This is a genomic window from Shinella fusca (genome assembly GCF_014203155.1).
Lineage (GTDB): Bacteria > Pseudomonadota > Alphaproteobacteria > Rhizobiales > Rhizobiaceae > Shinella > Shinella fusca.
Genome location: NZ_JACHIK010000002.1, coordinates 214,015 through 237,729 on the forward strand (window position 1 = coordinate 214,015; position 23,715 = coordinate 237,729).

The following is a 23,715-nucleotide window of genomic DNA, read 5'->3' on the forward strand; positions in this document are numbered from 1 at the left end:
ACGCAGAGGGAAGACGGCATGATCGAAACGGCGTTCGCGAGCCATGACGGCGTGGAACTCTTCTACCGCCATTGGCCCGCCCGCTCCGGCACGGCGAAGGGCGCTGTCGTGCTCCTGCATCGCGGCCACGAGCATGGCGGCCGGGTGGCCCATATCGTGGAGGAACTGGGGCTCGACGATTTCGATTTCTATGCCTGGGATGCGCGCGGCCACGGCCGTTCGCCGGGCAAAAGGGGCCATTCGCCGTCCTTCGCCCATTCGGTGCGCGACCTCGACTGTTTCGTGAAGCATATCGTCGAAACCGGGGGCTTCCCGATGGAGCGGATCGCCGTCGTCGCCCAGAGCGTCGGCGCCGTGCTGGCCGCGACCTGGGTGCACGACTACGCGCCTTCCATTCGTGCACTGGTGCTCGCCTCGCCCGCCTTCGACGTGAAGCTCTACGTGCCTTTCGCGAAAGAGGGCATTGCACTCTGGCAGAAGCTGAAAGGCCCGTTCTTCGTCAATTCCTACGTCAAGGCCCGCTTCCTGACGCACGATCCGGCGCGCATCGCCTCGTTCGAGGCCGATCCGCTGATCACCCGTCCCATCGCCTCCAACATCCTGCTGGAACTCTACGAGGCGGCGGGCCGCGTGGTGGCGGATGCCCGTGCCATCACGGTGCCGACGCAGGTCCTCATCTCCGGCAGCGATTTCGTCGTGCGCCATGCGCCGCAGCACCGCTTCTTCGAAAATCTCGGCAGCACGATCAAGGAGCGCCACATCCTGCCCGGCTTCTACCACGACACGCTCGGCGAGCGGGACCGGGCCACGGCGCTGGAGAAGGTGCGGGCCTTCGTCACGGCGCGTTTCGTCGAACCGCCGGTCGTCGCCGACCTGCGGCAGGCGCATCTTTCCGGCGCGACGCGCGACGAGGCCGACCGGCTGGCAAGCCCGCTGCCGCTTCTTTCTCCCCGAGGGCTCTATTGGGCGCTCACGCGGGCCTCGATCCGCCTCGGCGGCCTCATCTCCAAGGGCATCGCCACGGGCCTTCGCACCGGCTTCGATTCCGGCTCGACGCTGGATTATGTCTATGAAGATGAGGCGCGCGGCCTCGGTCCCGGCGGGCGGCTGGTCGACCGGCAGTTCCTGAGCGCCATCGGCTGGCGCGGCATCCGCCAGCGCAAGGTCCATCTGGAAGAACTGATCGGCAGGGCGCTGGCGCGGCTTGCCGGCGAGGGCAGGCCGCTGCGCGTCCTCGACATCGCCGCCGGCCACGGACGCTACGTGCTCGACGCCGTCGCGGCCTCCGCGGCGAAGCCGGAAAGCATCCGCCTGCAGGATTATTCGCCGATCAATGTCGAGAAGGGCACGGCGCTGATCGCCGCGCGCGGCCTGCAATCCGTCGCGTCCTTCCGCCGCGCTGACGCCTTCGACACGGAAGGGCTGGCGCGGATCGATCCCAAGCCGACGCTCGCCATCGTCTCCGGCCTTTACGAGCTCTTCCCGGACAATGCGCTGATCGAGGCCTCGCTTACGGGTCTTGCGCGGGCGATGGAGCCTGGCGCGCTGCTCGTCTATACCGGCCAGCCCTGGCATCCGCAGCTCGAGATGATCGCCCGGGCGCTGACGTCCCATCGCGGCGGGGCGGCATGGATCATGCGGCGACGCAGCCAGCAGGAGATGGACCAGCTCGTTACCGCCGCCGGCTTCCGCAAGATCGAGCAGCGCATCGACAGATGGGGCATCTTCACCGTGTCGCTGGCCGAGCGCGTCTGAGGCCGGCATGGGGGAGGGCGTCGCACCCGTTCCGGTCCTGTCACGTCGCGCCGCCGTACGCGCGGCGGCGCTATGGCTCGCCGTCCTCGGGCCGTTCTTCTATCTTACCTACGGCACGTCGAACTGGCTGGCCTCGCTGCGCACGGACGTGCCGAACCTCGCCTTCGGCTGGGAGCGGCACATTCCCTTCGTTGCCTGGACGATCGTGCCCTACTGGTCGATCAACGTCTTCTACGCGCTTTCGCTCTTCGTTTGCGACACGCCGGAGGAGGTGGGGCGGCTGGCGCGGCGTTATCTTGTCGCGCAGGTGGTCGCCGTTCTCTGCTTCATCGCCTTTCCCCTGCGGGCGATCTTCGTGCGGCCGGAGACGCACGGCGTGCCGGGCTTCCTGTTCGACGTGCTCGGCGGTTTCGACAAACCGTTCAACCAGGCGCCCTCGCTGCATATCGCGCTGCTGGTGATCATCTGGGATCACTGGCGCGGGCGGCTGCGCGGCGCGTGGCGGACCGTCTGGCATGTCTGGTGCTTTCTGATTGGCCTTTCCGTGCTGACCACATGGCAGCACCATGCCATCGATATCCCGACCGGCGCGCTGCTCGGCCTCTTCGCCCTCTGGTTGTTTCCGACCGAAGGCCCCGCGCTGCCGTCCGGCTTTCGCCCGGCCGGGGAGCCGAAGGCCCGGCGGCTTGCCGCCTGCTACGCGGCGGGTGCGGCTATCTTCCTTGCCCTGTCGATAGCCGCCACGCGCATCACCGGCGCCGGCCTTCTCCTCCTCTGGCCGGCGCTTGCGCTGGCCATCGTCGCCTTCGCCTATGCCGGCGGCGGCGCGGACGCGTTCCAGAAACGGCCGGACGGGCGCATCAGCCTTGCAAGCCGCTGGTTGCTGCTGCCTTACCGGCTCGGCGTGCGGCTCAACGTCCTCTGGTGGACGCGGCGGCTACCGGCGGCGGCGGAGATCGCGGACGGCGTCTTCCTCGGCCGCCTGCCGAGGAAGGGCGCGCTTTCCCCCTATGCCGCGGTGATCGACATGATGGCGGAACTGCCGGGCGTGGCGCTGCCCGGCCTTGACTGGCACGCCTTTGCCTCGCTCGACCTGCTGCCGGTTCCCGTGGCGCGTCTCCGCGCGGCGGCCGATGCGCTCGATATCGCTCGCCGCCGCGGTCCCGTTCTTGTCTGCTGCGCGCTCGGCTTCCAGCGCAGCGCCCTCGTCGCCGCCTGCTGGCTGGTGCGGTCGGGGCTGGCCGGGAATGCCGCGGCAGCCGTCGAGCAGGTGAGGGCCGCCGGCCGGCCGGTGCGCCTTTCCCTCGCCGCCCATGCCCTCATCGAGGAGGCCGCGCGATGACGGATTTGTCGGCAATCGTCGCCCGCCTTCGCCGCCACGGCCTTGCAGGCGGGCTTCTCGCGGTGCTGATCCTCGCCGCCGCGCCGCCGACGGCGGGCGCACACGGCTTTGCCGGGCCGCTTGCCTGGGGATTGCTGCTCGCCTTCTGCCTCCTGCCGCTCGCCCTTTCCGTCCATCTCGTCTTCGACGCCGCGCTCTTCCGTCTCGCCGCCTCTTATGGCACAGAAGAAGCGGGCCTTGCCGCGGTGGACGACGTGCTGGCGCGCATGGGCCTTCGCGAAAAGAGCCCCGCACCGGCTCCGCTTGCCGCACGCCTTGCCGGCTGCCGGCGGCTCGTGCGGCTGCAATGGGCCGCGCTCGCCGTCGCCCTTTGCCTCTATGCCGTCCTGCTGCTCGACGCGGCCGGGGGAGGCGGGGCATGACGACGCTGCTGCAACGGGCTTCCGGCGCGGTTCTGGCGGTCCTGTCGCGCGCCGTCACCGGGGTGCGGCCGATCTGGGCCGGCGCGGCGCCGCGCGGCCGCCAGCGCATCTATTTCGCCAACCATGCAAGCCATGGCGACTTCATCCTCGTCTCGACCTGCCTGCCGCCGGCCGAGCGCGCCCGCACCGCCGCCGTCGCCGGCGCGGACTACTGGAATGGCGGCCCCGTGCGCCGCTTCATCGCGGGCCGGCTGCTGCGCACGGTTCTGGTCGAGCGCAACTGGGTGGAGCGTACGGCTGACCCCATGCAGGTCATGCTGGGTGCGCTCGACGCCGGCCAGTCGCTGATCTTCTTTCCGGAGGGCACGCGCAACATGGGCGAGGCGCCGCTGCTGCGCTTCCGCTCAGGCCTCTACAACCTTGCCGCCGCGCGGCCGGACGTCGAGCTCGTGCCCTGCTGGATCGAGAACATGTCGCGCGTCCTGCCGAAGGGCGCGCTGCTGCCCGTGCCGCTACTCTGCCGCGTCGTCTTCGGCGCGCCGATGGCGCTGGAGGCGGGGGAAGACCGCAAGGCCTTCCTCGAGCGGGCGCGGCAGGCGCTTCTGGCGCTCGCGCCGAAAAGGGATGGAAACGGATGAACGACGACACGACACGCCTCTTCCTCGGCCTCGTCGCCGTGCTTGCGACGGCAAGCCTCGTTGCGGGCGTGCTGTCCTGGCGCGCCGCAAAACCCCTGCCGTCGACGCTGGAAAACCTCAATGCGCGCATCAAAGCCTGGTGGATCATGGTGGCGGGCATCAGCGTCGCCTTCCTCTTCGGCAAGGGCGGCGTGGTCCTGCTCTTCGCCTTCGTCTCCTTCGCGGCGCTGCGTGAATATGTGACGCTCACCAACACGCGCCGCGCCGACCGCTGGACGCTGCTCGGCATGTTCCTCGTCGTCATCCCGGTGCAATATTATCTCATCTGGATCGACTGGTACGGGCTCTATTCCATCTTCGTGCCCGTCTACTGCTTCCTGGCCATGCCGGCGCTCACGGCGATCCGGGGCGACACCTCCCGGTTTCTCGAGCGGGTGAGCGAGCAGCAATGGGGCATCATGCTCTCGGTCTATTGCATCAGCCATGTGCCGGCGCTGGTGACGTTGCCGATTCCCGGCAACGAGGGCCGGGGCCTGCTGCTCATCGCCTTCCTCATCGCGACGGTGCAGGGCAGCGACGTGCTGCAATATATCTTCGGCAAGCTCTTCGGCCGCCACAAGGTCGCGCCGACCGTCTCGCCGTCGAAGACCTGGGAGGGGCTGATCGGCGGCCTTGCCAGCGCCTCGCTGCTCGGCGCGGGGCTCTGGTGGCTGACGCCCTTCTCGCCGCTGGAGGCCGGAACGCTTGCCGCGCTTGCCGCCGTCATGGGCTTCTTCGGCGGCCTCGTCGCCTCCGCCATCAAGCGCGACCGGGGCGTCAAGGATTGGGGCCACATGATCGAGGGCCATGGCGGCATGCTCGACAGGGCTGACAGCCTCGTCTTCGCCGCGCCGGTCTTCTTCCACATCGTGCGCTATGCCTGGACGTGATCTTCACGGATTTGCGCCTGCGCGCGTTGCACTCCGCCGGCCTTTCGGGCATTGATGCCGCGCTGCCGCCATCCGGCAAAACCGTTCCCAGAAGGAGGATTTCCATGATCAAGCGTATCGAACCCGGCAAGCGCTTCTGCAAGGCCGTCGTCGTCAACGGCATCGTCACCACCGCCGGCGTCACGGGCGAAGGCGCCGACGCCACGGCGCAGACCCGCGACATCCTCAACCAGATCGACGGCCTGCTTGCCAAAGCCGGCACGTCCAAGGCCAAGCTCCTCAGCGCCAATATCTGGCTGCGCGACATCGCCCATTTCGCCCAGATGAACGACGTGTGGGACAAGTGGGTCGACCCGGACAACCTGCCGGTACGCGCCACCGTCGAAGCCCGCCTCGCAACGCCCGAGCTCCTCGTGGAGATCCAGGTAACCGCGCTCGTCTGAGCGGGTCCACGCACGGGAAACGCCGGGAGCACTACCTTCCTCTCCTGCGTCATCCTCGGGCTTGACCCGAGGATCCACGATCCGCGGCGTGCCGTTGGATGGATGGTCGGGTCAAGCCCGACCATGACGACGGAAAGGGGTGTGGCCCGGCTTTTTCGTCAGAGCGTCTTCAGCACATCGGCGAGGCCGTCGACCAGCATGTCGGCGTTCTCGCGCGAGAAGACGAGCGGCGGGCGGATTTTCAGGACGTTCGCCCGCGGGCCGGAGGCGCTGATGAGAATGCGCCGTTCGCGCAGGCCGTTGACGATGCGCGTCGTCAGCGTCGCGTCCGGCGATTTGGCCGCCGGGTCGGCGACGATCTCGACGCCGACGAAGAGGCCGGAGCCGCGCACGTCGCCGATGGCGTGATAGCGGTCGGTAAGGCTTTCAAGCCCCTCCCTGAGGTAGCGGCCGACCTCAAGCGCATTTTCCTGCAGGCCTTCCTCGCGGATCGTGTCCAGCACCGCCTTGCCGGCGGCGGCGGCGACGGGGTTGCCGCCGAAGGTGTTGAAATAGCGGGCGCGCGGGCCGAACTCGGCGACGACTTCCGGCCGCAGCACGATGCCGGCCATGGGATAGCCGTTGCCCATCGGCTTGCCGATCGTCACCATGTCAGGCTGGACGCCGTGGCGCTCGAAACCCCACATCGCTTCGCCCGTGCGCCCGAAGCCGGGCTGCACCTCGTCGGCGACGAAGAGGCCGCCGGCCGCATGGATGGCGTCTACCGCGGGCTTGAGGAAGCCTTTCGGGCCGGCGAAGATGCCGTCGCTCGAAAAGATCGTGTCGGTGATCAGTATGGCCGGCTTGATGCCGTGGCGCTTGAGGTCGTCGATGGCCGCCTGAACGTCGCGGCCGAATTTCTCCATCATCACGTCCGGCGCGTGGCGGTAGCTGTCGGGCGCCGGCACGGTGCGCACATGCGGGCCGAGCGTCACGGCCTCGCCGAGCGAGGGGGAGAACTCGGCGACGGCGCTCGTCAGGCCGTGATAGGCAAGGTCCGTGGCGATGATGCCGGTGCCGCCCGTCACGAAGCGGGCGATGCGCACGGCAAGGTCGTTCGCCTCGCTCCCCGTGCAGGTGAACATCGCCTGGCTGAGGGTTTCGGGGAAGGTCGCCGTCAGCGCCTCGGCATAGTCGACGATGCCCTCGTGCAGGTAGCGCGTGTGGGTGTTGAGCACGGCAGTCTGCGCGTTGATGGCCTCTACCACGCGCGGGTGGCAATGGCCGAGCGAGGCGACGTTGTTGTAGGCGTCGAGATATGTTTCGCCCGCAGCGTCGTAGAGGAAGACGCCTTCGCCGCGCACGAGGTGCAGCGGTTTTTCGTAGAACAGGCGGTAGGCCGGGCCGAGCACCTTTTCCCGGCGGGCGATGAGCGCCCGGTCGGCCTCGCTCAGCCGCTCGAAATCCTCGCGCGAAAATGCATTCACCATCGACATGATCAGGCCTCGGAAAGGTTGGGCACGAGCCGTTTCAGCCCGGCGGGAGTGAGATCGGATATGTTCTGCAAGCCGCGCCAGGAGGTGGCGTGGTTGCGCATGATGTAGTCGCGGTTTTCCGGAAACAGCGCGGAACGCCATTCGGCGATGACGACCGACATGGTGAGCCGGGCGCGCAGGAGAAGCGGCAGGACCGCGATCTCCTCCGGCGCCAGCGGGCGGGCCGACAGGAAGCCTTCGAGGAAGGCGCTGGCGCGGGCCGCCCAGTCGTCCGTCGCCAGATGATAGGACAGGCCGACGGCAAGGTCGTTGACGAGCGGCGCGTGCACCATGTCGCCGAAGTCGATGATGCCGACCACTTTGCTCGGCTCGGCCGGATCGAGCAGGATGTTGTGCGGGTTGAAGTCGTTGTGGATGATCTGCCGGCGTGGCAGGGCGGCAAGGGCGGGCAGGGCGCGCTCGAATTCGGCGAGCACGGCGCCGGTCGCCGCCTGCCGCTCCGGCGCGACGTGGCCGGCGACGGCGACGAGGTCGAGCGTGTGGGAGATGTCCCACATCAGCTTTCCGGCCGGCGGGCGGCCGTCATAGCCTTCGAGGCCAAGCCCGAGCTCGGCGAGCGCCCGGCCGACATTGCGGCTCTGCTTTTCGCCCGGCGGCGTGCGGTATTGCAATTCGCCGGGCAGGAAGGTGAGGAGCCGCATGATGCGCGGGCCGTCGGCGGTGGCGAGCGTGTGGCTGGGCGCGCCGGCACGCGTCGGCACGAGGCGCGGCACGGGCACGGCGGGCGCGGCCGCTTCGAGGTGCAGCAGCGCGCCGTCCTGGAATTGCAGCGCCGCCGGGTCCTCGGCGGGATTGGCGATCTTGAGCACGAAGGGTGTGCCGTCTTCCCGTGTGAAGAGGAAGGTCTCGTCCCGTTCGCTGGACAGGCGCTTGACGGTGCCGTCGTGTCCATAGACCGCGGCCACGGCGGCGCGCGCGTCGTCGAGCGTCGTCGGGTTCCACGTCGCGGACATGGAATCGGCCGCGCGGGCGGCGGGCGGTGAGTGTGTCATGCTGGCTCCCATGCGCAGGCCGCATCGCCTTTGAACTGCTGCCCGCGAGGCGTCGAAAACGGCCCGCAGACTTGAAACCCGTCAAAAAAGATGCATCAAGTATCGTGTTACTCGATTTTGCGGACCAGTTCCATGCCCGAATTCACGACACTGGACCATGCGAGCCTCAACGGTGCCGTCTACGGCGCGCTGTGCGATGCGCTGATCGAAGGACGCTTCCAGCCGGGCGACCGGCTGAAGATCCGCGACCTTGCCGAGCAGTTCGGCACCTCCGTCACGCCGATCCGCGACGCGATCCTGCGCCTTGCCAACGACGAGGCGATCACCTTCCGCTCGCCGCGCGACATCCGTATCCCCGGCCTCAGCGAGAGCCGCTACATGGAAATCCGCGCGATCCGCATCCGGCTGGAAGGCCTTGCCGCGGAAACGGCGGCGCAGGTGGCGACGAGCGCGGATATCGAGGCACTGGAGCGCATTCTGCGGGAAAACGAGGCGGCAATCGCCGCCGGCGACCGGCTGAAGGGCACGCAGCTCAACCAGGCCTTCCACTTCATGCTGCCGCAGATCGCCGGGCTTCCGGTGCTCAACGGCATCCTGCGCCGGCTCTGGCTGCAGATGGGACCGCATATTTCCGACGCCTATATCCCGGGCGGGCGGGCAATGATCGACCACCACTATCCGGTCGTCGAGGCGCTGAAGCGGCACGATCCGGCCGCCGCCTCCATGGCGATCGTCGACGACATCCTGCTCGGTGGAAAGCCGATCCTCGAACGCATCGAGCGTGGCGAGGAGCGCATCGCGCGCCGGGCCTAGGCTTTTGCGGCGGGAGGCTTGCAATTCGCCGGCCGCTCATTACGATGTATCAAGCATCAAGGAGATCGCCCCGCATGACCGAAGAACGTCGCTACATGTTGCTGACGGGGGCGAGCCGCGGCATCGGCCATGCCACGGTCAAGCTCTTCCAGTCGAAGGGCTGGCGCATCTTCACCGTCTCGCGCCAGGCGTTCTCCGAGGAATGCGCTTGGCCCTCGGCGCGCGAAAGCCACATCCAGGCCGACCTTGCCGATCTTTCGCAGATCGACCGCCTTGCCGCGACGGTGCGCGAGCGCCTGCCGAACGGCCGGCTGCACGCGCTCGTCAACAATGCCGGCATCTCGCCGAAGGGGCCGGACCGCAGCCGCCTCGGCGTGCTCGATACGGACGCCGCCGCCTGGACGCAGGTGCTCAACGTCAACCTCGTCTCCACGGCGCTGATCGCCCGGGCCCTGATGCCGGAACTGGAGGCCGCGAAGGGCTCGATCGTCAACGTCACCTCGATTGCCGGCTCGCGCGTGCATCCCTTCGCGGGCGTCGCCTATGCCGCGTCCAAGGCGGCGCTGGCGGCTTTGACGCGCGAGATGGCGCATGAATTCGGCCGCCGCGGCGTGCGCGCCAATGCCATCGCGCCGGGCGAGATCGAGACCTCGATCCTTTCGCCGGGCACCGACGCGCTGGTGGCGGCGGAAGTGCCGATGGGCCGGCTCGGCGAGCCGCGCGAAGTGGCCGAGACCATCCATTTCCTCTGCACCGAACAGTCGTCCTACATCAACGGCGCGGAAATCCACATCAACGGAGGACAGCACGTCTGATACGGCCGGCACGGAAAATTCCGTTGACCGCAAATGACCGGAGTGCATCAATCGGCCGACGGCCCAGGGGAAAGGGCAGGCGGCAGCCGCAGCGTCGACACGCCAAAGGCGGGGACGGCGGCAGCATATCGTCATCGGAGCCGGATGGCCGGTTCCATCCAAACGAAAAGGGGAGTGCAATGAAGACAATCTTGAAATCCGGGATCCTTGCTGCCGCCGCGCTCGCGCTTTCGGCGAGCCTTGCGGCGCCGTCTTTCGCGCGGGACCTCACCGTCGTCTCCTGGGGCGGCAACTATCAGGACGCGCAGCGCGAGATCTATTTCAAGCCGTTCGCGGAAAAGACCGGCAAGCCCGTGCTGGACGAGGCCTGGGACGGCGGCATCGGCGTCATCCAGTCCAAGGTGAAGGCCGGCGCGCCGAACTGGGATGCCGTGCAGGTCGAATCCGAGGAACTGGCGCTGGGCTGTGCCGACGGCCTCTACGAGAAGATCGACTGGGACAAGATGGGCGGCAAGGACCGCTTCCTCGACAGCGCGGTCAACGACTGCGGCGTCGGCGCCATCGTCTGGTCGACGGCCATCGCCTATGACGGCGACAAGCTGAAGGAAGGCCCGACCTCCTGGGCGGACTTCTGGAACGTGGAGAAGTTCCCCGGCAAGCGCTCGCTGCGCAAGGGCCCGAAATACACGCTCGAATTCGCCCTGCTCGCCGACGGCGTGCCGAAGGACGAGATCTACGACGTGCTCGGCACGGAAGAGGGCGTCGCCCGCGCCTTCAAGAAGCTCGACGAACTGAAGCCGAACATCGTCTGGTGGGAATCGGGCGCCCAGCCGCTGCAGTTCCTCGCCTCCGGCGAAGTCGCCATGACCTCGGCCTATAACGGCCGCATCACCGGCATCAACCGCACGGAAGGCAAGAACTTCAAGGTCGTCTGGCCGGGCAGCATCTATGCCGTGGATAGCTGGGTCGTGCTGAAGGACGCCGAGAACAAGGACGCCGCGCAGGATTTCATCGCCTTTGCGAGCGAGCCGGACAACCAGGCCAAGCTGCCGGAATTCGTCGCCTACGGTCTGCCGGTCAAGGAAGCCGCCGCCAAGGTGCCGGAAAAGTTCGCCAAGGACCTGCCGACCGATCCCGCCAACATGACGGACGCGATCTCCCTCGACGTCGATTTCTGGATCGACAACGCGGAAACGCTGACGCAGCGCTTCAACGCCTGGCTGGCGCAGTAAAAGGCCTCCCGATCCGGGGGTGGGCGTGCTACGCCCCCGGTCGCGGGTAAGCCTGCCCCCTCCGTCGTCATCCTCGGGCTTGACCCGAGGATCCACAAACGCCGTGCGGAGGCATGGATCCTCGGGTCAAGCCCGAGGATGACGAAAGTGAGGTTTGCGTTCGCCGGCGCGCGAGCTTCCGGCAGCCAGCAGAAGTCATGGAGTATCCCTTGGCCGAATTCATCCGGTTTGACCGCATCACAAAGTTCTACGGCTCGCTCTGCGTGGTGGAGAATCTCGACCTTGGCATCGGCAAGGGCGAGTTCGTCAGCCTGCTCGGCCCGTCCGGCTCGGGCAAGACGACGCTCCTCATGATGCTCGCGGGTTTCGAGCAGCCGACCTCCGGCGCCATCCTTCTCGACGGGGCGGCGATCAATGCCGTGCCGACCCACAAGCGCGACATGGGCGTCGTCTTCCAGAGCTATGCCCTCTTCCCGCATATGACAGTGGGCGAGAACGTCGCCTTTCCGCTGCAGATGCGCGGGCTCGGCCGGGCAGAGATTGCCGGGCGCGTCAAGCGGGCGCTCGATATGGTGCAGCTTTCCGCGCTTTCCGAGCGCCGGCCCTCGCAGCTTTCCGGCGGCCAGCAGCAGCGCGTGGCGCTTGCCCGCGCGCTCGTCTTCGAGCCGCGCGTGGTGCTGATGGACGAGCCGCTCGGCGCGCTCGACAAGCAGCTTCGCGAGCAGATGCAGCTCGATATTCGCGACCTCCACCGCCGCCTCGGCCTTACCATCGTCTTCGTCACGCACGACCAGTCCGAGGCGTTGACCATGTCCGACCGGGTCGCCGTCTTCAACAGGGGCAGGATCGAGCAGATCGGCACGCCGCGCCAGGTCTACGACGAGCCGGCGACCCGCTTCGTGGCCGAGTTCATCGGCGAGACCAACCTCGTCGAAGGTGTCGTCGAGGCGGTCGAGGGGGCGGAGGCGACGGTGCGCCTTTCCTCCGGCGCGCGCATCGTCTCGGCCGTTTCCGCGCCCGTCGCCTCGGGCCAGCCGGTCTATCTCTCCATCCGGCCGGAGCGGGTCGATCTCAGCGAGACGCGCGGCGAGGCGCGCAACGTGCTCGAAACGGAGGTCGCCGATTTCGTCTACCAGGGCGATCACCTGCGCGTGCAGCTCCAGAACGACGCCCATCCGCTGATCGCCAAGCTCGGCCGCCGCTCACGGGAGTTCCCGCCGGGCACCAAGGTCTATGCCGCCTTCTCGGCCGGCGATTGCCGGGTCATCGCGCCATGACGGCGGCCGCGCCCAGGACCGTCCGGTCGCTGCTCCTGCTTGCGCCGCTCCTCGTCTTCCTGCTCGCCTTCTTCGTCTGGCCGCTGTTCAGCATGATGTCGCAGTCGGTGTCCGACACGGCCGTGCTGCGCCTCCTGCCGCGCAGCGCCGAGGTGCTGGCCGGCTGGGACCGCACTTCGCCGCCGACCCTGCCCATGCAGCAGGCGCTGATGGAGGATCTTCGGGCCGTCGACGACGACCAGGCGCTCGGCGACATGGTGCGCCGCCTCAACTCGGCCCGCTCGGGCTTCCGCACGCTGATGGGCAAGACGACGAGCGCGCTCGGCGATACCGACAATCCGCCCGCCGACCTCGTTTCCATCGACAAGCGCTGGGGCAAGCCCGAATTCTGGCTCGCCATCGCCGATGCGCTCTCGCCGCTCACAGACCGCAACCTGCTCGCCGCCCTCGACCTCGGCCGCAATGCCGCCGGCGAGATCGAGCACCTGCCGGCCGACCAGTCCGTCAACAGCGTCATCCTCGTGCGCACCTTCTGGATCGCCGCGCTCGTGACGTTCTTCTGCGCGGCGATCGGCTATCCCTATGCCATCATCGCCGCCTCGCTGTCCGGCTGGAAGCGCGACCTGATGCTCGCCGCCGTGCTGCTGCCGCTGTGGACCTCGCTTCTGGTGCGCACGGCCGCCTGGTTCATCCTCCTGCAGGAACAGGGGCTCATCAACGACCTCCTGCGCTGGCTCCGCCTCATCGACGCGCCGCTGCCGCTGATCTTCAACCGCACCGGCGTCATCATCGCCATGACCCATGTGCTGCTGCCCTTCATGGTGCTGCCGATCTATTCCGTGCTGATCACCATTCCGAAGAACCTGATGCCGGCGGCCGCCTCGCTCGGCGCGCCGCCGCTGCGGGCCTTCCTGCGCGTGCTGCTGCCGCTCAGCTTGCGCGGCGTCGCCTCGGGCGGTCTTCTCGTCTTCATCTCGGCCATCGGCTACTACATCACGCCGGCGCTGATCGGCGGGCCGGGCGACCAGATGATCTCCTCCATCATCGCCTTCTACGCCACGGGCTCGGCGAACTGGGGCATGGCCGGTGCGCTCGGCGTCGTGCTGCTGGTCGCGACGCTCCTCCTCTATAGCGTCTATGCGCGGCTTTCGGCCGACGAGCCGGGGAGGCGCTGACCATGCCGATGAAGCTCGCCAAGACCGCCTTCGCCACGCTGACGATCCTCTTCCTCGTCGCCCCGCTCATCGCCATCCTGCCGCTCGCCTTCACCTCGAGCGTCATTCTCACCTATCCGGTACCCTCCTGGTCGATGCGCTGGTTCCACGAGCTCTTCTTCGCCGATGCCTGGCGGCGGGCGATCGTCAACAGCCTGATCGTCGGCACGGGCACGACGGTGCTCGCCACCGCGCTCGGCACGGCCGCCTCGCTCGGCCTTCGCAACCGGGTCGTCCTTTTCCGCGGCGCGGTGCGCACGCTCTTCCTTCTGCCGATGGTGGTGCCGGCCGTGGTGCTCGGCGTCGGCATGCAGGTGCTTCTGGCGCGCTTCGGCCTCACCAACAGCTATATGGGCGTCATCATCGCCCACACGGTCGTCGCCGTGCCCTTCGTGGTGGTCAGCGTCACCGGCGCCCTTGCCGGCATCGACGAGCGCGTGGAGCTTGCCGCCGAGAGCCTCGGTGCAGCGCCCGCGACCGTCTTCCGCCGCGTGACCCTGCCGCTCGCCATGCCGGGCGTGCTCTCCGGCGCCGTGCTCGCCTTCGCCACCTCGCTCGACGAGGTGGTGCTGACGCTCTTCGTCGCCGGTCCCAACCAGCGCACGCTGGCGCGGCAGATGTTCTCCTCGATCCGCGAGAACATCAGCCCGGCGATTGCCGCTGCCGCCTTCCTCTTCATCGCCGCAACGCTGCTCATCGGCCTTGCCGTCGTCCTGTCGCGCTCGGTGCTGGCCAAGCGCCGCTAGCCTTTCAGGGCATCGGCCAGCACGCGGTAGATGCGCGGATCCTGCATGTGCGCGACGTTGAAGCGCATGAAGCCGGCCGCTCCCTGCGAGACGCTGAAGACATTGCCGGGTGCGAAGACGACGCCGCCGGCGAGGGCCGCCTGCGCGACTTCGCCGGAATCCCGCCCCTCCGGCAGCCGGCACCAGAGGTTGAAGCCGCCCCGCGGCATCAGCCAGGGCTCGATGCCGAGCCGCGAAAGCCGGTCCGCCGTCTCCCGGCGCAGGCGCACCAGCTTGCGGCGCAGTTCCTCCATGTGCTTGCGATAGCCGCCGCCCGCCAGCATGTGCGCGACGATCTCGCTGGAGATCGGGCTCGGCCCGCCGAAATTCGTGGCGATCTGTAAATCCACCAGCGCCTCGATCCAGTCCGGCCGCGCGGCGATGTAGCCGCAGCGCGCGGAGGCGGAAAGCGTCTTGGAGAAGCTGCCGATGCGGATGACGCGCTCCAGCCCATCGAGAGCGGCAAGACGCGTCGAGGGTTCGGGCTCGAAATCGGCAAAGATGTCGTCCTCGACGATGATCGTCTCGCCGGCCGCCGCCGTGTTCAGCAGGCGGTGCGCGATCTGTGGCGAAAGCGTCGCGCCCGTCGGGTTGTGGATCGCCGAATTGGTGATGTAGAGGCGGGGGCGCTCGGCGGCAAGCACCGCCTCGAAGGCCGCGACATCCGGCCCTGACGGCGTATGGGGCACGCCGACCACCCGTGCCTGATGTGCTTTCAGGAGTGCCTGGAAGTTGAAATAGCAGGGGTCGTCCACCAGCACCGTGTCGCCCGGCCGCAGCAGGAGGCGACAGACGAGGTCGAGCGCCTGCGTGCCCGTGCTGGAGAGCATCAGGTGGTCCGGCCCCGCGGCGATGCCTTCTTCCGCCAGCCGGCCGAGCAGCAGCCGGCGCAGGGCCGGCGAGCCGCGCGTGCTGCCGTAATAGGCAAGCAGGTCGCCGTCGCTGCGCGCGAGGCCGCGGATCGCCCGGCGCAGCGCATCGTTCGGCATCCAGTCCGCCGGCAGCCAGCCGCAGCCGGGCTTCAGCACCGCCGCATCGGCATCGAGCGACTGGCGCGAGACCCAGAACGGATCGACCGCGCGCGCCTTCGGCGTTTCGGCCTCCGCCAGACGCAAGGGCGCGGGCGCCGCGCTGGCGACGTAGAAGCCGGAACCCCGCTGCGCGCGGATCAACCCTTCGGCGGCGAGCCGGTCATAGGCTTCGACGACGGTTGAGGGCGACACCTTCATCGCCGCCGCGAAACGACGGATCGACGGCAGCCGGTCGCCGGCCGCCAGCGCCCGGCCGGCGATGCGTTCGCGGATGGCAGCCATGACCTCGGTCGTCCGGCCTCTCGCAGCAGTCTCCAGCATGGCGCGCCTCGTGTATGGGAATTCGAACCAGTACAGTTTTGCGAAATTGTATTGATTTGTTCCTGTCTTGGCCAGCCCTTCGCGCGTAGCGGGAGTAAGGAAAGCGAGGAAACATGAAAACATCCATGGACGGTTGGGGCAGCGGGTTTGCCGGTGTCGTCATCTTCAGCGGCTCTCTGCCGGCGACGCGCGTGGCGGTCACGGATTTCTCGCCGCTGTTTCTCACCTCCGCCCGGGCGGTGATCGCCGCGCTGCTGGGTGCGGCGCTGCTTCTTGCGCTGCGGCAGGAGAAGCCGTCGCGCGGCGATCTCCTCTCGCTCGTCATCGTTGCGCTCGGCGTCGTCGTCGGCTTTCCGCTCCTGACGGCCTTCGCCCTGCAATATGTCACGGCGGCGCATTCCATCGTCTTCATCGGCCTCTTGCCGCTCGCCACCGCCGTTTTCGGTGTCCTTCGCGGCGGGGAGCGGCCGAAGCCGATGTTCTGGCTGTTCTCCTGCCTCGGCAGCGCGACGGTGGCGGGTTTCGCGCTGAGTGCCGGCGGCGAGATTTCCGTTGCCGGCGACCTCCTGATGATCGCGGCCGTCCTTGCCTGCGGGCTCGGCTATGCCGAGGGCGCGAAGCTCTCGCGTCGTCTCGGCGGCTGGCAGGTCATCTCCTGGGCGCTCGTCCTCTCCCTGCCGCTGATGGCGGTGATCGCGCTCGCTTCGCTGCCGGGAACCTGGCAGGGCATTGCCGGCAGCGCATGGGCGGGGCTCGCCTATGTCTCGGTCTTCAGCATGTTGGTGGGGTTCGTCTTCTGGTATCGCGGCCTTGCGCTCGGCGGCATCGCGGCGGTCGGCCAGCTGCAACTGCTCCAGCCCTTCTTCGGCCTGCTCCTGGCCGCCGGCCTGCTGCACGAGAAGGTCAGCCCGCTGATGGTGGCGACGACGCTCGCCGTCGTCGCCTGCGTCGCCGGCGCACGAAAGTTCGCCCGCTAGGCAAGGCGCCGGGGTGGCGCCTTGCCGGATCGGCCTCAGCCGATGGCCATCAGGCTGGCGTTGCCGCCGGCGGCGGCCGTGTTGATCGAGGTCGAGACCTCTTCCAGCAGCCAGTTGAGGCAATAGGCCTCCGGATCGCTCGCCAGTTCCTCGCTCGAAGCGGCCTGCACCAGCACGAGCGGGCCGGGAAGGGCCGCGATCTTGCGGTTGACGCGGCGCACGTCCTCCGCGTCACCCTCGACCAGCGCACCGGCGAAGGGGCCGCTCTTCTCCCAGTCCGCCGACCAGGACAGGCGGGCCGCGACAGAGGCCGGCAGGTCCGAAAGCGCCGGCTTCAGGGACGCGATGTCGTCTATGGCGACCGCATTGCCCGTCGCGAGCGCGGCGGCGACCTGCCGCAGCAGGCCCTCTTCCGTCTTCGGAACGAGCAGCACGCGGCCGCGCGGATGCAGCGCATAGAGGTTGCGTTCGCCGACCGGGCCCGGCAGCTCGCGTTCGAGGCCGAGCGCCGAGCGGTTGGCGAAGCTGCGCGCCGTCTCGCCTTCCGCCGCCTTGCCCTTGCGGTCGAGCCAGGTGATGAAGTCGCGCAGCGCCGGATCGGTATGCACCGAATCCTGCTGCGGCGGCACGGGGGCCTTCTGCACGAGGCGGCCGATATAGAGCGGGCCGCCCGCCTTGGGGCCGGTGCCGGAAAGGCCGCGTCCGCCGAAGGGCTGCACGCCGACGACCGCGCCGATGATGTTGCGGTTGACGTAGACGTTGCCGACCTTGATGCGGCTCGTGACATGCGCGATCGTCTCGTCGAGGCGCGTGTGCAGGCCGAAGGTGAGGCCGTAGCCCGAGGCGTTGATGTCGTCGATCAGCTTGTCGAGATCGGCGCGGCGGAAGCGGATGACGTGCAGCACGGGGCCGAAGACCTCGCGCTTCAGGTCGGAAAGCGTCTTCAGCTCGATGATGGTCGGTGCAACGAAGGTGCCGTGCTCCGTGCCGGCCGGCAGCTGCAGTTGCTCGACCGTGTTGCCGAGGCCGCGCATGCGCTCGATATGCTTGTCGATGCCGTCGCGCGCCTCCGCCGTGATGACGGGGCCGATATCGACATTGAGGCTGTCGGTGCGGCCGAGCGACAGTTCCTTCAGCGCACCCTTCAGCATGGCGAGCGTGCGGTCGGCGACGTCGTCCTGCAGGCACAGCACGCGCAGCGCCGAGCAGCGCTGGCCGGCGCTGTCGAAGGCCGACGCGATGACGTCGCCGACGACCTGCTCGGCGAGCGCCGAGGAATCGACGATCATGGCGTTCTGCCCGCCCGTCTCGGCGATCAGCGGGATCGGCTTGCCGCCGGCCGAAAGCCGTTCGGCAAGCTGCGCCTGGATGAGGCGGGCGACTTCCGTCGAGCCGGTGAACATGACGCCGGCCGTCTTCGACGCGCCGACGAGGGCGGCGCCGACGCGGCCCGCGCCGGGCACGAACTGCAGCGCGCCGACCGGAACGCCGGCCTCGTGCAGGATTTTCACGCTCTCATGGGCGATGATCGGCGTCTCCTCGGCGGGCTTGGCCAGCACGCTGTTGCCGGCGACGAGGGCGGCGGCGACCTGTCCGGTGAAGATGGCGAGCGGGAAGTTCCACGGGCTGATGCAGACGATGGGCCCGAGCGGCAGGTGCGCCGGGCCGAGCGTGCGGCGGGCCTGTTCGGCGTAATAACGCAGGAAGTCGACCGCCTCGCGCACCTCGCCGATGGCGTTGGCCGCCGACTTGCCGGCCTCGCGCATGATGATGCCCATCAGCGCTTCGATGCGGCCTTCCATGATGTCCGCTGCCCGGTCGAGGCTGGCGGCGCGCTCGGCGGGTGCGGTCGCGGCCCAGGCAGCGCCGTGTTCGGCGGCCATGGCGACGATGCGCTCGCCATCCTCGGCGCGGATCTCGGTGACGCGGCCGACGACGTCGCGATGGTCGGCCGGGTTCAGCACGTCGCTCGTCTCGCCCTCGGCCGTGCCGTCGGCCAGAAGCGGCGCGGCATGCCATTCACGGGCGGCGGTGCCGGCAAGCTCGGTCGAAAGGCCGGCAAGCGTCACCTCGTTGGAGAGGTCGAGGCCCCTGGAATTCTTGCGGGCCTTGCCGAAGAGGTCGTCCGGCAGGGCGATCTGGTCGTGCTGCGCGCCGACGACGGGCATGGCGGCGACGATGTCGACCGGATCGGCGATCAGCGATTCCACCGAGACCTTCGGGTCGGAAATACGGTTGACGAAGGAGGAGTTGGCGCCGTTTTCCAGAAGGCGGCGGACGAGGTAGGCCAGCAGCGTCTCATGCGTGCCGACGGGGGCGTAGATGCGGCAGGGCCGGTCGAGCTTGTCCTTGCCGACCACCTCGTCGTAGAGCGGCTCGCCCATGCCGTGCAGGCACTGGAACTCGTACTTGCCGACGGTGAAGTCGGGACCTGCGAGCTGGTAGATCGTGGCAAGGCTCTGCGCGTTGTGCGTGGCGAACTGCGGGAAGACGGCATCCGTCGCGGCGAGCAGCTTGCGCGCGCAGGCGACATAGGCGACGTCCGTGTAGATTTTCCGGGTGTAGACCGGAAAGCCGTCGAGACCGTCGAGCTGGGCGCGCTTGATCTCGGCGTCCCAATAGGCGCCCTTGACGAGGCGCACCATCATGCGCCGGCCGGCGCGGCGGGCAAGGTCGATGATGTAGTCGAGCACGAAGGGGCAGCGCTTGCCATAGGCCTGCACGACGAAGCCGAGGCCGTTCCAGCCCTTGAGGTCCTCGTCGAGGGCGAGGCTTTCGAGGAGGTCCAGCGAAAGCTCCAGCCGGTCGGCTTCCTCGGCGTCGATGTTGAGACCGATGTCGTAGCCCTTGGCGATGGCGGCGAGCGCCTTCACCTTCGGGAGAAGCTCGGTCATGACGCGTTCGGCCTGCGCGCGGACATAGCGCGGATGCAATGCCGAGAGCTTGATGGAAATGCCGGGGCCTTCATAGATGCCGCGCCCGGCCGAGGCCTTGCCGATGGCGTGGATGGCGGCCTCGTAGTCGCGGTAGTACCGCTCGGCGTCGGCGGCCGTCGTCGCGGCCTCGCCCAGCATGTCGTAGGAATAGCGGAAGCCGCGGGCCTCAAGGGGTTTGGAGCGCTTCAACGCCTCGTCGATCGTCTCGCCGGTGACGAACTGTTCTCCCATCATGCGCATCGCCATGTCGACGCCGCGGCGGATGACCGGCTCGCCGGCCCGCGCGATGAGGCGCGTCAATGCGGCGGAAAGGCCGCGGTCGTTGACCGTCGAGGTGAGCTTGCCGGTGACGACGAGGCCCCAGGTGGCCGCGTTGACGAACATCGACTTGCCGCCGCCGATATGAGAGGTCCAGTCGCCCTCGGCGATCTTGTCGCGGATCAGCGCATCGCGCGTATCGGTGTCGGGAATGCGCAGCAGGGCTTCGGCAAGGCACATCAGCGCCACACCTTCCTGGCTCGACAGAGAATATTCCTGCACCAGGCCCTCGACGCCCGTGCCCTTGTGCTTGGCGCGCAGCGCCTCGATCAGCGTGCGGGCGGTGCTGCGGATGTCGTAGCGCTCGCGCTCGGAAACGCGCGCGGCGGCGACGAGCGGCGGCAGGCATTCCGTCTCGGGGCGGCGGTAGGCGGCGGTGATCGCCTGTCGCAGGTCCGTCTGCGGGCGGATCGGCGGGGCGAAATGCGAGAAGGGGGCGGCGGTGTCGGCGGGCTTGTGCATCGGAGGACCTATGAGAAGCGGTTTGGTGTCGTGAAGGTCAGCGGATGAAGGCGACGGCAGGCGCGTTCCGCCTTGGGATGCCGCGGCGGAACAGGTCCGGCGCCATGCTAGCATCGAAGCGGTCGTCTTGCATCCGTCTCCCCCGGTCTCATCGGAACGCGGCAGGATTTCGTTCCGGGAAAACCGGTGCGGACAATATCACGCGGCCGAAAAGCATATGGACTTCGTATCGTTATGATTTAGGCTATATGGATCTATTTTTAGCCATAGGGAGATCGATTTGCCTGATATTTCCCAGATTGAAAGTTCATTGGACGCCTTCGACCGGAAGATACTCGAGGAGCTGGCGGAAAACGGCCGGATCCCGGTGGCCGAGCTGGCGGAGAAGGTCGGCCTTTCCAAGACGCCGTGCCAGAACCGCTTCAAGCGGCTGATCGCCGACGGCTTCATCCAGGGCTTCAAGGCGATCCTCGATCCGTCGAAGATGAACCTCGACCACATCGCCTTTGCCGAGGTGAAGCTGACCCACACGCACGAAGCGGCGCTGACCGGCTTCAACGCGGCGGTGAAGAAGATCAAGGAGGTGGAGGAGTGCCACATGATCGCCGGCCGCTTCGACTATCTCCTGAAGATCCGCACGCGCGACATCAAGAAATACCGGCTCGTCCTCGGCGAGCGAATCTCGAACCTGCCCTATGTCGCCAGCACCTCGACCAACGTGGCGATGGAGACGGTGAAGGAACGCGGCTGAGGCACGCCAAGGAACAACGCGAGACGATTGCGGGTTGATCGGATCATCGCCAAGGAGGATGCCATGCCCGCAAAATCGAAAGCACAGCAGAAGGCCGCCGGCGCCGCCCTTGCCGCCAAGCGCGACGACATGAAGAAGAGCGAACTCAAGGGCGCCTCGAAGGGCATGGAGAAATCCATGTCCGAGAAGGAGCTGGAGGAGCTCGCCTCCACCAAGCGCAAGGGCAAGCCCGAGCACAAGTCCAAGTCGGATTGAGGAACCGGATCGGGACTGGGCCGGAACCACGCGCCGGGTCCGGCGTTCCCCTGGGGTCATCCCCAATGAAGGAGAACCCCAATGGTTGCTGCAACAGACATTCGCGAACACATGGAAGTGCGTGCCGCAGACGGCCGCCATGTCGGCACCGTGGACCATCTCGACGGCGAAAGCCGCATCAAGCTGACGAAGAGCGATTCCACCGACGGCAAGCACCACCTCATTCCGCTGGAATGGGTCGATCATGTCGATGCGCATGTCCATCTCAACAAGAATGCCGACGACGTCCAGCGCCAATGGACGTCGCTGAACTGACGTCGGGCCGAACCGACATCAAGAAGCCGCCGCAAGGCGGCTTTTTCGTACGCGGCAGGAATGGAGCGGACCGGCGAAATCTGTTATGACAGCAGACAGTGGCGGTTTGGGAGGCCCGGATGGCGGTGGATGTGCGCGCATCGAAGGAGATTGGCGGGGCGTCGGCGCCGAAGGCGTTGCGCGTCGGCTTCATCCTGTCGAAGGGTTTCACCCTTTCCGCCTTTGCCCTGTTCGTCGACACGCTACGGCTTGCCAGCGACAGCGAGGATCGCTCCCGGCGTGTCAATTGCGACTGGGACGTGCTGTCCAGCACGCGCAACTTCATCTCCTCTTCCAGCGGCATCCAGGTCGCGCCGACCGCGCCCTTCGCCGATCCCTCCTGTTTCGACTACATCGCCGTCGTCGGCGGGCTCCTCAGCGTGGAGGAGCCGATCGACAGCTATGCCAAGACCTACCTGCGCAAGGCGGCCAATGCGGGCGTCGGGCTCATCGGTCTGTGTACGGGCAGCTTCATCCTGGCCGAGGCGGGCCTGCTCAAGGGGCATACGGCCTGCGTGAGCTGGCTGCACCACCGCGATTTCCGCGCCCGCTATCCCGACATCGAGGCGACCTCGGAGCAGATCTTCCGCTTCGACGGCAAGGTCGCCACCTGTGCCGGCGGCAGCAGCGTCGCAGATCTTGCCGCCACGCTCGTGCGCCACCATGTCGGCGAGGCGGCCGAGCGCAATGCGCTGGAAATCCTGCAGATCCGCCACCGGCGCGACGCGACGGACCTCCAGCCGCGCAACCCGCTGGGGCTGGAGGCGCGCGACCGCCGGGTGCATCTCGCCATCATGATGATGGAGCAGCACACGGAAGACCTTCTTTCCATCGACAGCATCGCCACCATGACCGGCGTTTCCCGCCGGCAGCTCGAACGGCTGTTCGAGGGTGACATGGGCGCCTCGCCGAGCACGATCTACATGCGCATCCGCATGGCCGCGGCCTTCACCATGGTGATCCGCACCAACAAGCCGCTGATCGAGATCGCGCTTGAAACCGGCTTCGAGAGCCTGTCGCACTTCACCCGCCGCTTCCGTGCGGCCTTCGGCGATACGCCCTCGCAGATCCGCCGCGACGGCCGACGCCAGGCGAGCTGAGGGAACCAGAAGGCCTCTTCATCCGTTCGGTCCCTCATTGCTGACAAGGAGACCGCAATGGCAAGCAACGACGTTCAATCCCAGATTTCAGCCCTGCGCGCGGAAATCGCCCAGCTCCAGAAGGACCTCGGCGACAAGGGCGCCGAAGCCTATGACACCATGCGCGAGCGTGCCGGCAATGCGATGGAGGCGGCACGCCCGGCGGTCCGCTCCGCCAGCCGCTATGTCCGCAACGAGGGCGCGGCGGTGGCCCAGGCGGCCCGCGAGCACCCCGCCGCCGTTTCGACACTCGTCCTGACGGCCGGCCTTGCCGGCATCGTTCTCGGCTATCTCATCGGTTCCCTCGAAAGCGAACCGCCCCGCCGCCAGCGCTGGTTCTGATGAGCGCCGATTGGCCCTAAATGCAGGAAAGCCCGGCAATGCCGGGCTTTTTCTTGTCTTCTCCCTGCCTTGTCTCCTCCGTCATGGTCGGGCTTGACCCGACCATCCATATGCCTCGGCACGCCCTGCGTTCGTGGCATGGATCCTCGGCTCAAGGCCGAGGATGACGACGGTGAGCGGAGTTGCCGGCAGGATCACCGATGGCGCAGGCCGCAGAGGTAGCCGATGAGGGCGGCGCCGGCGAGGGCGGCGAGGGGGTTGGCCTGGATGGTCTGGCGCAGGTCGTCGCGCAGGGATTCCGCCTTGGCGGCCGCCAGCTGGCCGGTGCCTTCGGCGATCAGCCCGGCGGATTCCTTCAGCCGGCCGATTTCCGATTTCAACGCCTCGATCTGCTCGTTGATCGTCGCCTCCGCCTCGGCGCTGCGCGCTTCCTGCGAAACCGTGTCGCGACCTTCGACGACGCCGAGCGTGCGCTTGCCGGTGCTCTTTTCGTCAGCCATGGGCATGTCTCCTGAATTGAGGGCCTGAATTGAGAGAATGTCGGAAGGAGAACTTTTATCGCGCGACTTGGTTCCAGGGGATGATTCAAACTGTGATCTTTCCCGTGCGGGAGTCCGGTTGACTCTTTCGCATGATG

General features: G+C 67.7%; 23 protein-coding genes. 18 read left to right on the forward strand and 5 right to left on the reverse strand.

Going from position 1 to position 23,715, the window contains the following annotated elements; all coding sequences use genetic code 11:
• Positions 1–18: 18 nt before the first annotated feature.
• The 6 genes from HNQ66_RS03300 to HNQ66_RS03325 all read left to right on the forward strand — a co-directional run bounded on the left by HNQ66_RS03300 (position 19) and on the right by HNQ66_RS03325 (position 5,529).
• The gene (locus tag HNQ66_RS03300; RefSeq protein WP_184140810.1) at positions 19–1,755 is read left to right on the forward strand and encodes a bifunctional alpha/beta hydrolase/class I SAM-dependent methyltransferase; all 1,737 of its coding nucleotides are present in this window, start codon (positions 19–21) and stop codon (positions 1,753–1,755) included.
• Positions 1,756–1,762: 7 nt separating this feature from the next.
• Positions 1,763–3,097 (forward strand): phosphatase PAP2/dual specificity phosphatase family protein, encoded by a 1,335-nt coding sequence (locus HNQ66_RS03305; protein WP_184140812.1) that lies wholly within the window; start codon positions 1,763–1,765, stop codon positions 3,095–3,097.
• Positions 3,094–3,519, forward strand: a complete 426-nt coding sequence (locus tag HNQ66_RS03310; protein ID WP_184140814.1) for a hypothetical protein — start codon at positions 3,094–3,096, stop codon at positions 3,517–3,519. Before HNQ66_RS03305 ends, HNQ66_RS03310 begins: the two co-directional genes overlap by 4 nt.
• Positions 3,516–4,157, forward strand: coding sequence for a lysophospholipid acyltransferase family protein (locus HNQ66_RS03315; RefSeq protein ID WP_184140816.1), 642 nt, complete (start codon positions 3,516–3,518; stop codon positions 4,155–4,157). The genes HNQ66_RS03310 and HNQ66_RS03315 overlap by 4 nt, the downstream gene beginning before the upstream one ends.
• Positions 4,154–5,086 (forward strand): phosphatidate cytidylyltransferase, encoded by a 933-nt coding sequence (locus HNQ66_RS03320; protein WP_184140818.1) that lies wholly within the window; start codon positions 4,154–4,156, stop codon positions 5,084–5,086. The genes HNQ66_RS03315 and HNQ66_RS03320 overlap by 4 nt, the downstream gene beginning before the upstream one ends.
• Positions 5,087–5,190: 104 nt before the next feature.
• The gene (locus HNQ66_RS03325; protein ID WP_184140821.1) at positions 5,191–5,529 is read left to right on the forward strand and encodes a RidA family protein; all 339 of its coding nucleotides are present in this window, start codon (positions 5,191–5,193) and stop codon (positions 5,527–5,529) included.
• 158 nt (positions 5,530–5,687) lie between these two features.
• Here the strand turns inward: HNQ66_RS03325 and HNQ66_RS03330 are convergent, their stop codons facing one another.
• Entirely contained in the window at positions 5,688–7,004 is a 1,317-nt protein-coding gene (locus HNQ66_RS03330) for an aspartate aminotransferase family protein (protein WP_184140823.1), read from the reverse strand.
• A 2-nt stretch (positions 7,005–7,006) separates the two neighbouring features.
• Positions 7,007–8,056: a phosphotransferase gene (locus tag HNQ66_RS03335; RefSeq protein WP_184140825.1), complete on the reverse strand. Its 1,050-nt coding sequence runs from the start codon at positions 8,054–8,056 to the stop codon at positions 7,007–7,009.
• Positions 8,057–8,188: 132 nt separating this feature from the next.
• On the opposite strand from HNQ66_RS03335, the gene HNQ66_RS03340 reads away from it, so the two are divergent.
• The 6 genes from HNQ66_RS03340 (at position 8,189) to HNQ66_RS03365 (ending at position 14,153) form a co-directional block, all read left to right on the forward strand.
• The gene (locus HNQ66_RS03340; RefSeq protein ID WP_184140827.1) at positions 8,189–8,869 is read left to right on the forward strand and encodes a GntR family transcriptional regulator; all 681 of its coding nucleotides are present in this window, start codon (positions 8,189–8,191) and stop codon (positions 8,867–8,869) included.
• 74 nt (positions 8,870–8,943) lie between these two features.
• Positions 8,944–9,684 carry an SDR family NAD(P)-dependent oxidoreductase gene (locus tag HNQ66_RS03345; protein WP_184140829.1) on the forward strand — a complete coding sequence of 247 codons (741 nt, stop codon included), beginning with the start codon at positions 8,944–8,946 and terminating at the stop codon, positions 9,682–9,684.
• 179 nt (positions 9,685–9,863) lie between these two features.
• Entirely contained in the window at positions 9,864–10,916 is a 1,053-nt protein-coding gene (locus tag HNQ66_RS03350) for an ABC transporter substrate-binding protein (RefSeq protein WP_184140831.1), read from the forward strand.
• Between the two features lie 197 nt (positions 10,917–11,113).
• The gene (locus HNQ66_RS03355) at positions 11,114–12,193 is read left to right on the forward strand and encodes an ABC transporter ATP-binding protein (protein WP_380777992.1); all 1,080 of its coding nucleotides are present in this window, start codon (positions 11,114–11,116) and stop codon (positions 12,191–12,193) included.
• Entirely contained in the window at positions 12,190–13,368 is a 1,179-nt protein-coding gene (locus tag HNQ66_RS03360; RefSeq protein WP_184140835.1) for an ABC transporter permease, read from the forward strand. Before HNQ66_RS03355 ends, HNQ66_RS03360 begins: the two co-directional genes overlap by 4 nt.
• A gap of 2 nt (positions 13,369–13,370) precedes the next feature.
• Positions 13,371–14,153, forward strand: coding sequence for an ABC transporter permease (locus tag HNQ66_RS03365; protein WP_184140837.1), 783 nt, complete (start codon positions 13,371–13,373; stop codon positions 14,151–14,153).
• On the opposite strand, the gene HNQ66_RS03370 is transcribed toward HNQ66_RS03365, so the two are convergent.
• Positions 14,150–15,544: an aminotransferase-like domain-containing protein gene (locus HNQ66_RS03370; protein ID WP_246434158.1), complete on the reverse strand. Its 1,395-nt coding sequence runs from the start codon at positions 15,542–15,544 to the stop codon at positions 14,150–14,152. The genes HNQ66_RS03365 and HNQ66_RS03370 overlap by 4 nt on opposite strands.
• A 113-nt stretch (positions 15,545–15,657) precedes the next feature.
• On the opposite strand from HNQ66_RS03370, the gene HNQ66_RS03375 reads away from it, so the two are divergent.
• Positions 15,658–16,521, forward strand: a complete 864-nt coding sequence (locus HNQ66_RS03375; protein WP_184140839.1) for a DMT family transporter — start codon at positions 15,658–15,660, stop codon at positions 16,519–16,521.
• Between the two features lie 35 nt (positions 16,522–16,556).
• Here the strand turns inward: HNQ66_RS03375 and putA are convergent, their stop codons facing one another.
• Positions 16,557–20,237 (reverse strand): trifunctional transcriptional regulator/proline dehydrogenase/L-glutamate gamma-semialdehyde dehydrogenase, encoded by a 3,681-nt coding sequence (putA, locus tag HNQ66_RS03380; RefSeq protein WP_184140841.1) that lies wholly within the window; start codon positions 20,235–20,237, stop codon positions 16,557–16,559.
• A 280-nt stretch (positions 20,238–20,517) separates the two neighbouring features.
• On the opposite strand from putA, the gene HNQ66_RS03385 reads away from it, so the two are divergent.
• The 5 genes from HNQ66_RS03385 (at position 20,518) to HNQ66_RS03405 (ending at position 23,078) form a co-directional block, all read left to right on the forward strand.
• Positions 20,518–20,988, forward strand: a complete 471-nt coding sequence (locus tag HNQ66_RS03385; RefSeq protein ID WP_184140843.1) for an Lrp/AsnC family transcriptional regulator — start codon at positions 20,518–20,520, stop codon at positions 20,986–20,988.
• 63 nt (positions 20,989–21,051) lie between these two features.
• Positions 21,052–21,243: a DUF3008 family protein gene (locus HNQ66_RS03390; RefSeq protein ID WP_184140845.1), complete on the forward strand. Its 192-nt coding sequence runs from the start codon at positions 21,052–21,054 to the stop codon at positions 21,241–21,243.
• Positions 21,244–21,324: 81 nt separating this feature from the next.
• Entirely contained in the window at positions 21,325–21,558 is a 234-nt protein-coding gene (locus HNQ66_RS03395; protein ID WP_184140847.1) for a DUF2171 domain-containing protein, read from the forward strand.
• Positions 21,559–21,677: 119 nt separating this feature from the next.
• Entirely contained in the window at positions 21,678–22,697 is a 1,020-nt protein-coding gene (locus HNQ66_RS03400) for a GlxA family transcriptional regulator (protein ID WP_184140849.1), read from the forward strand.
• A gap of 57 nt (positions 22,698–22,754) precedes the next feature.
• Positions 22,755–23,078, forward strand: coding sequence for a hypothetical protein (locus HNQ66_RS03405; protein ID WP_184140852.1), 324 nt, complete (start codon positions 22,755–22,757; stop codon positions 23,076–23,078).
• 194 nt (positions 23,079–23,272) lie between these two features.
• Here the strand turns inward: HNQ66_RS03405 and HNQ66_RS03410 are convergent, their stop codons facing one another.
• A complete protein-coding gene (locus tag HNQ66_RS03410; RefSeq protein WP_184140854.1) occupies positions 23,273–23,578 on the reverse strand; it encodes a hypothetical protein in 306 nt (101 codons plus the stop codon).
• Positions 23,579–23,715: the final 137 nt, after the last annotated feature.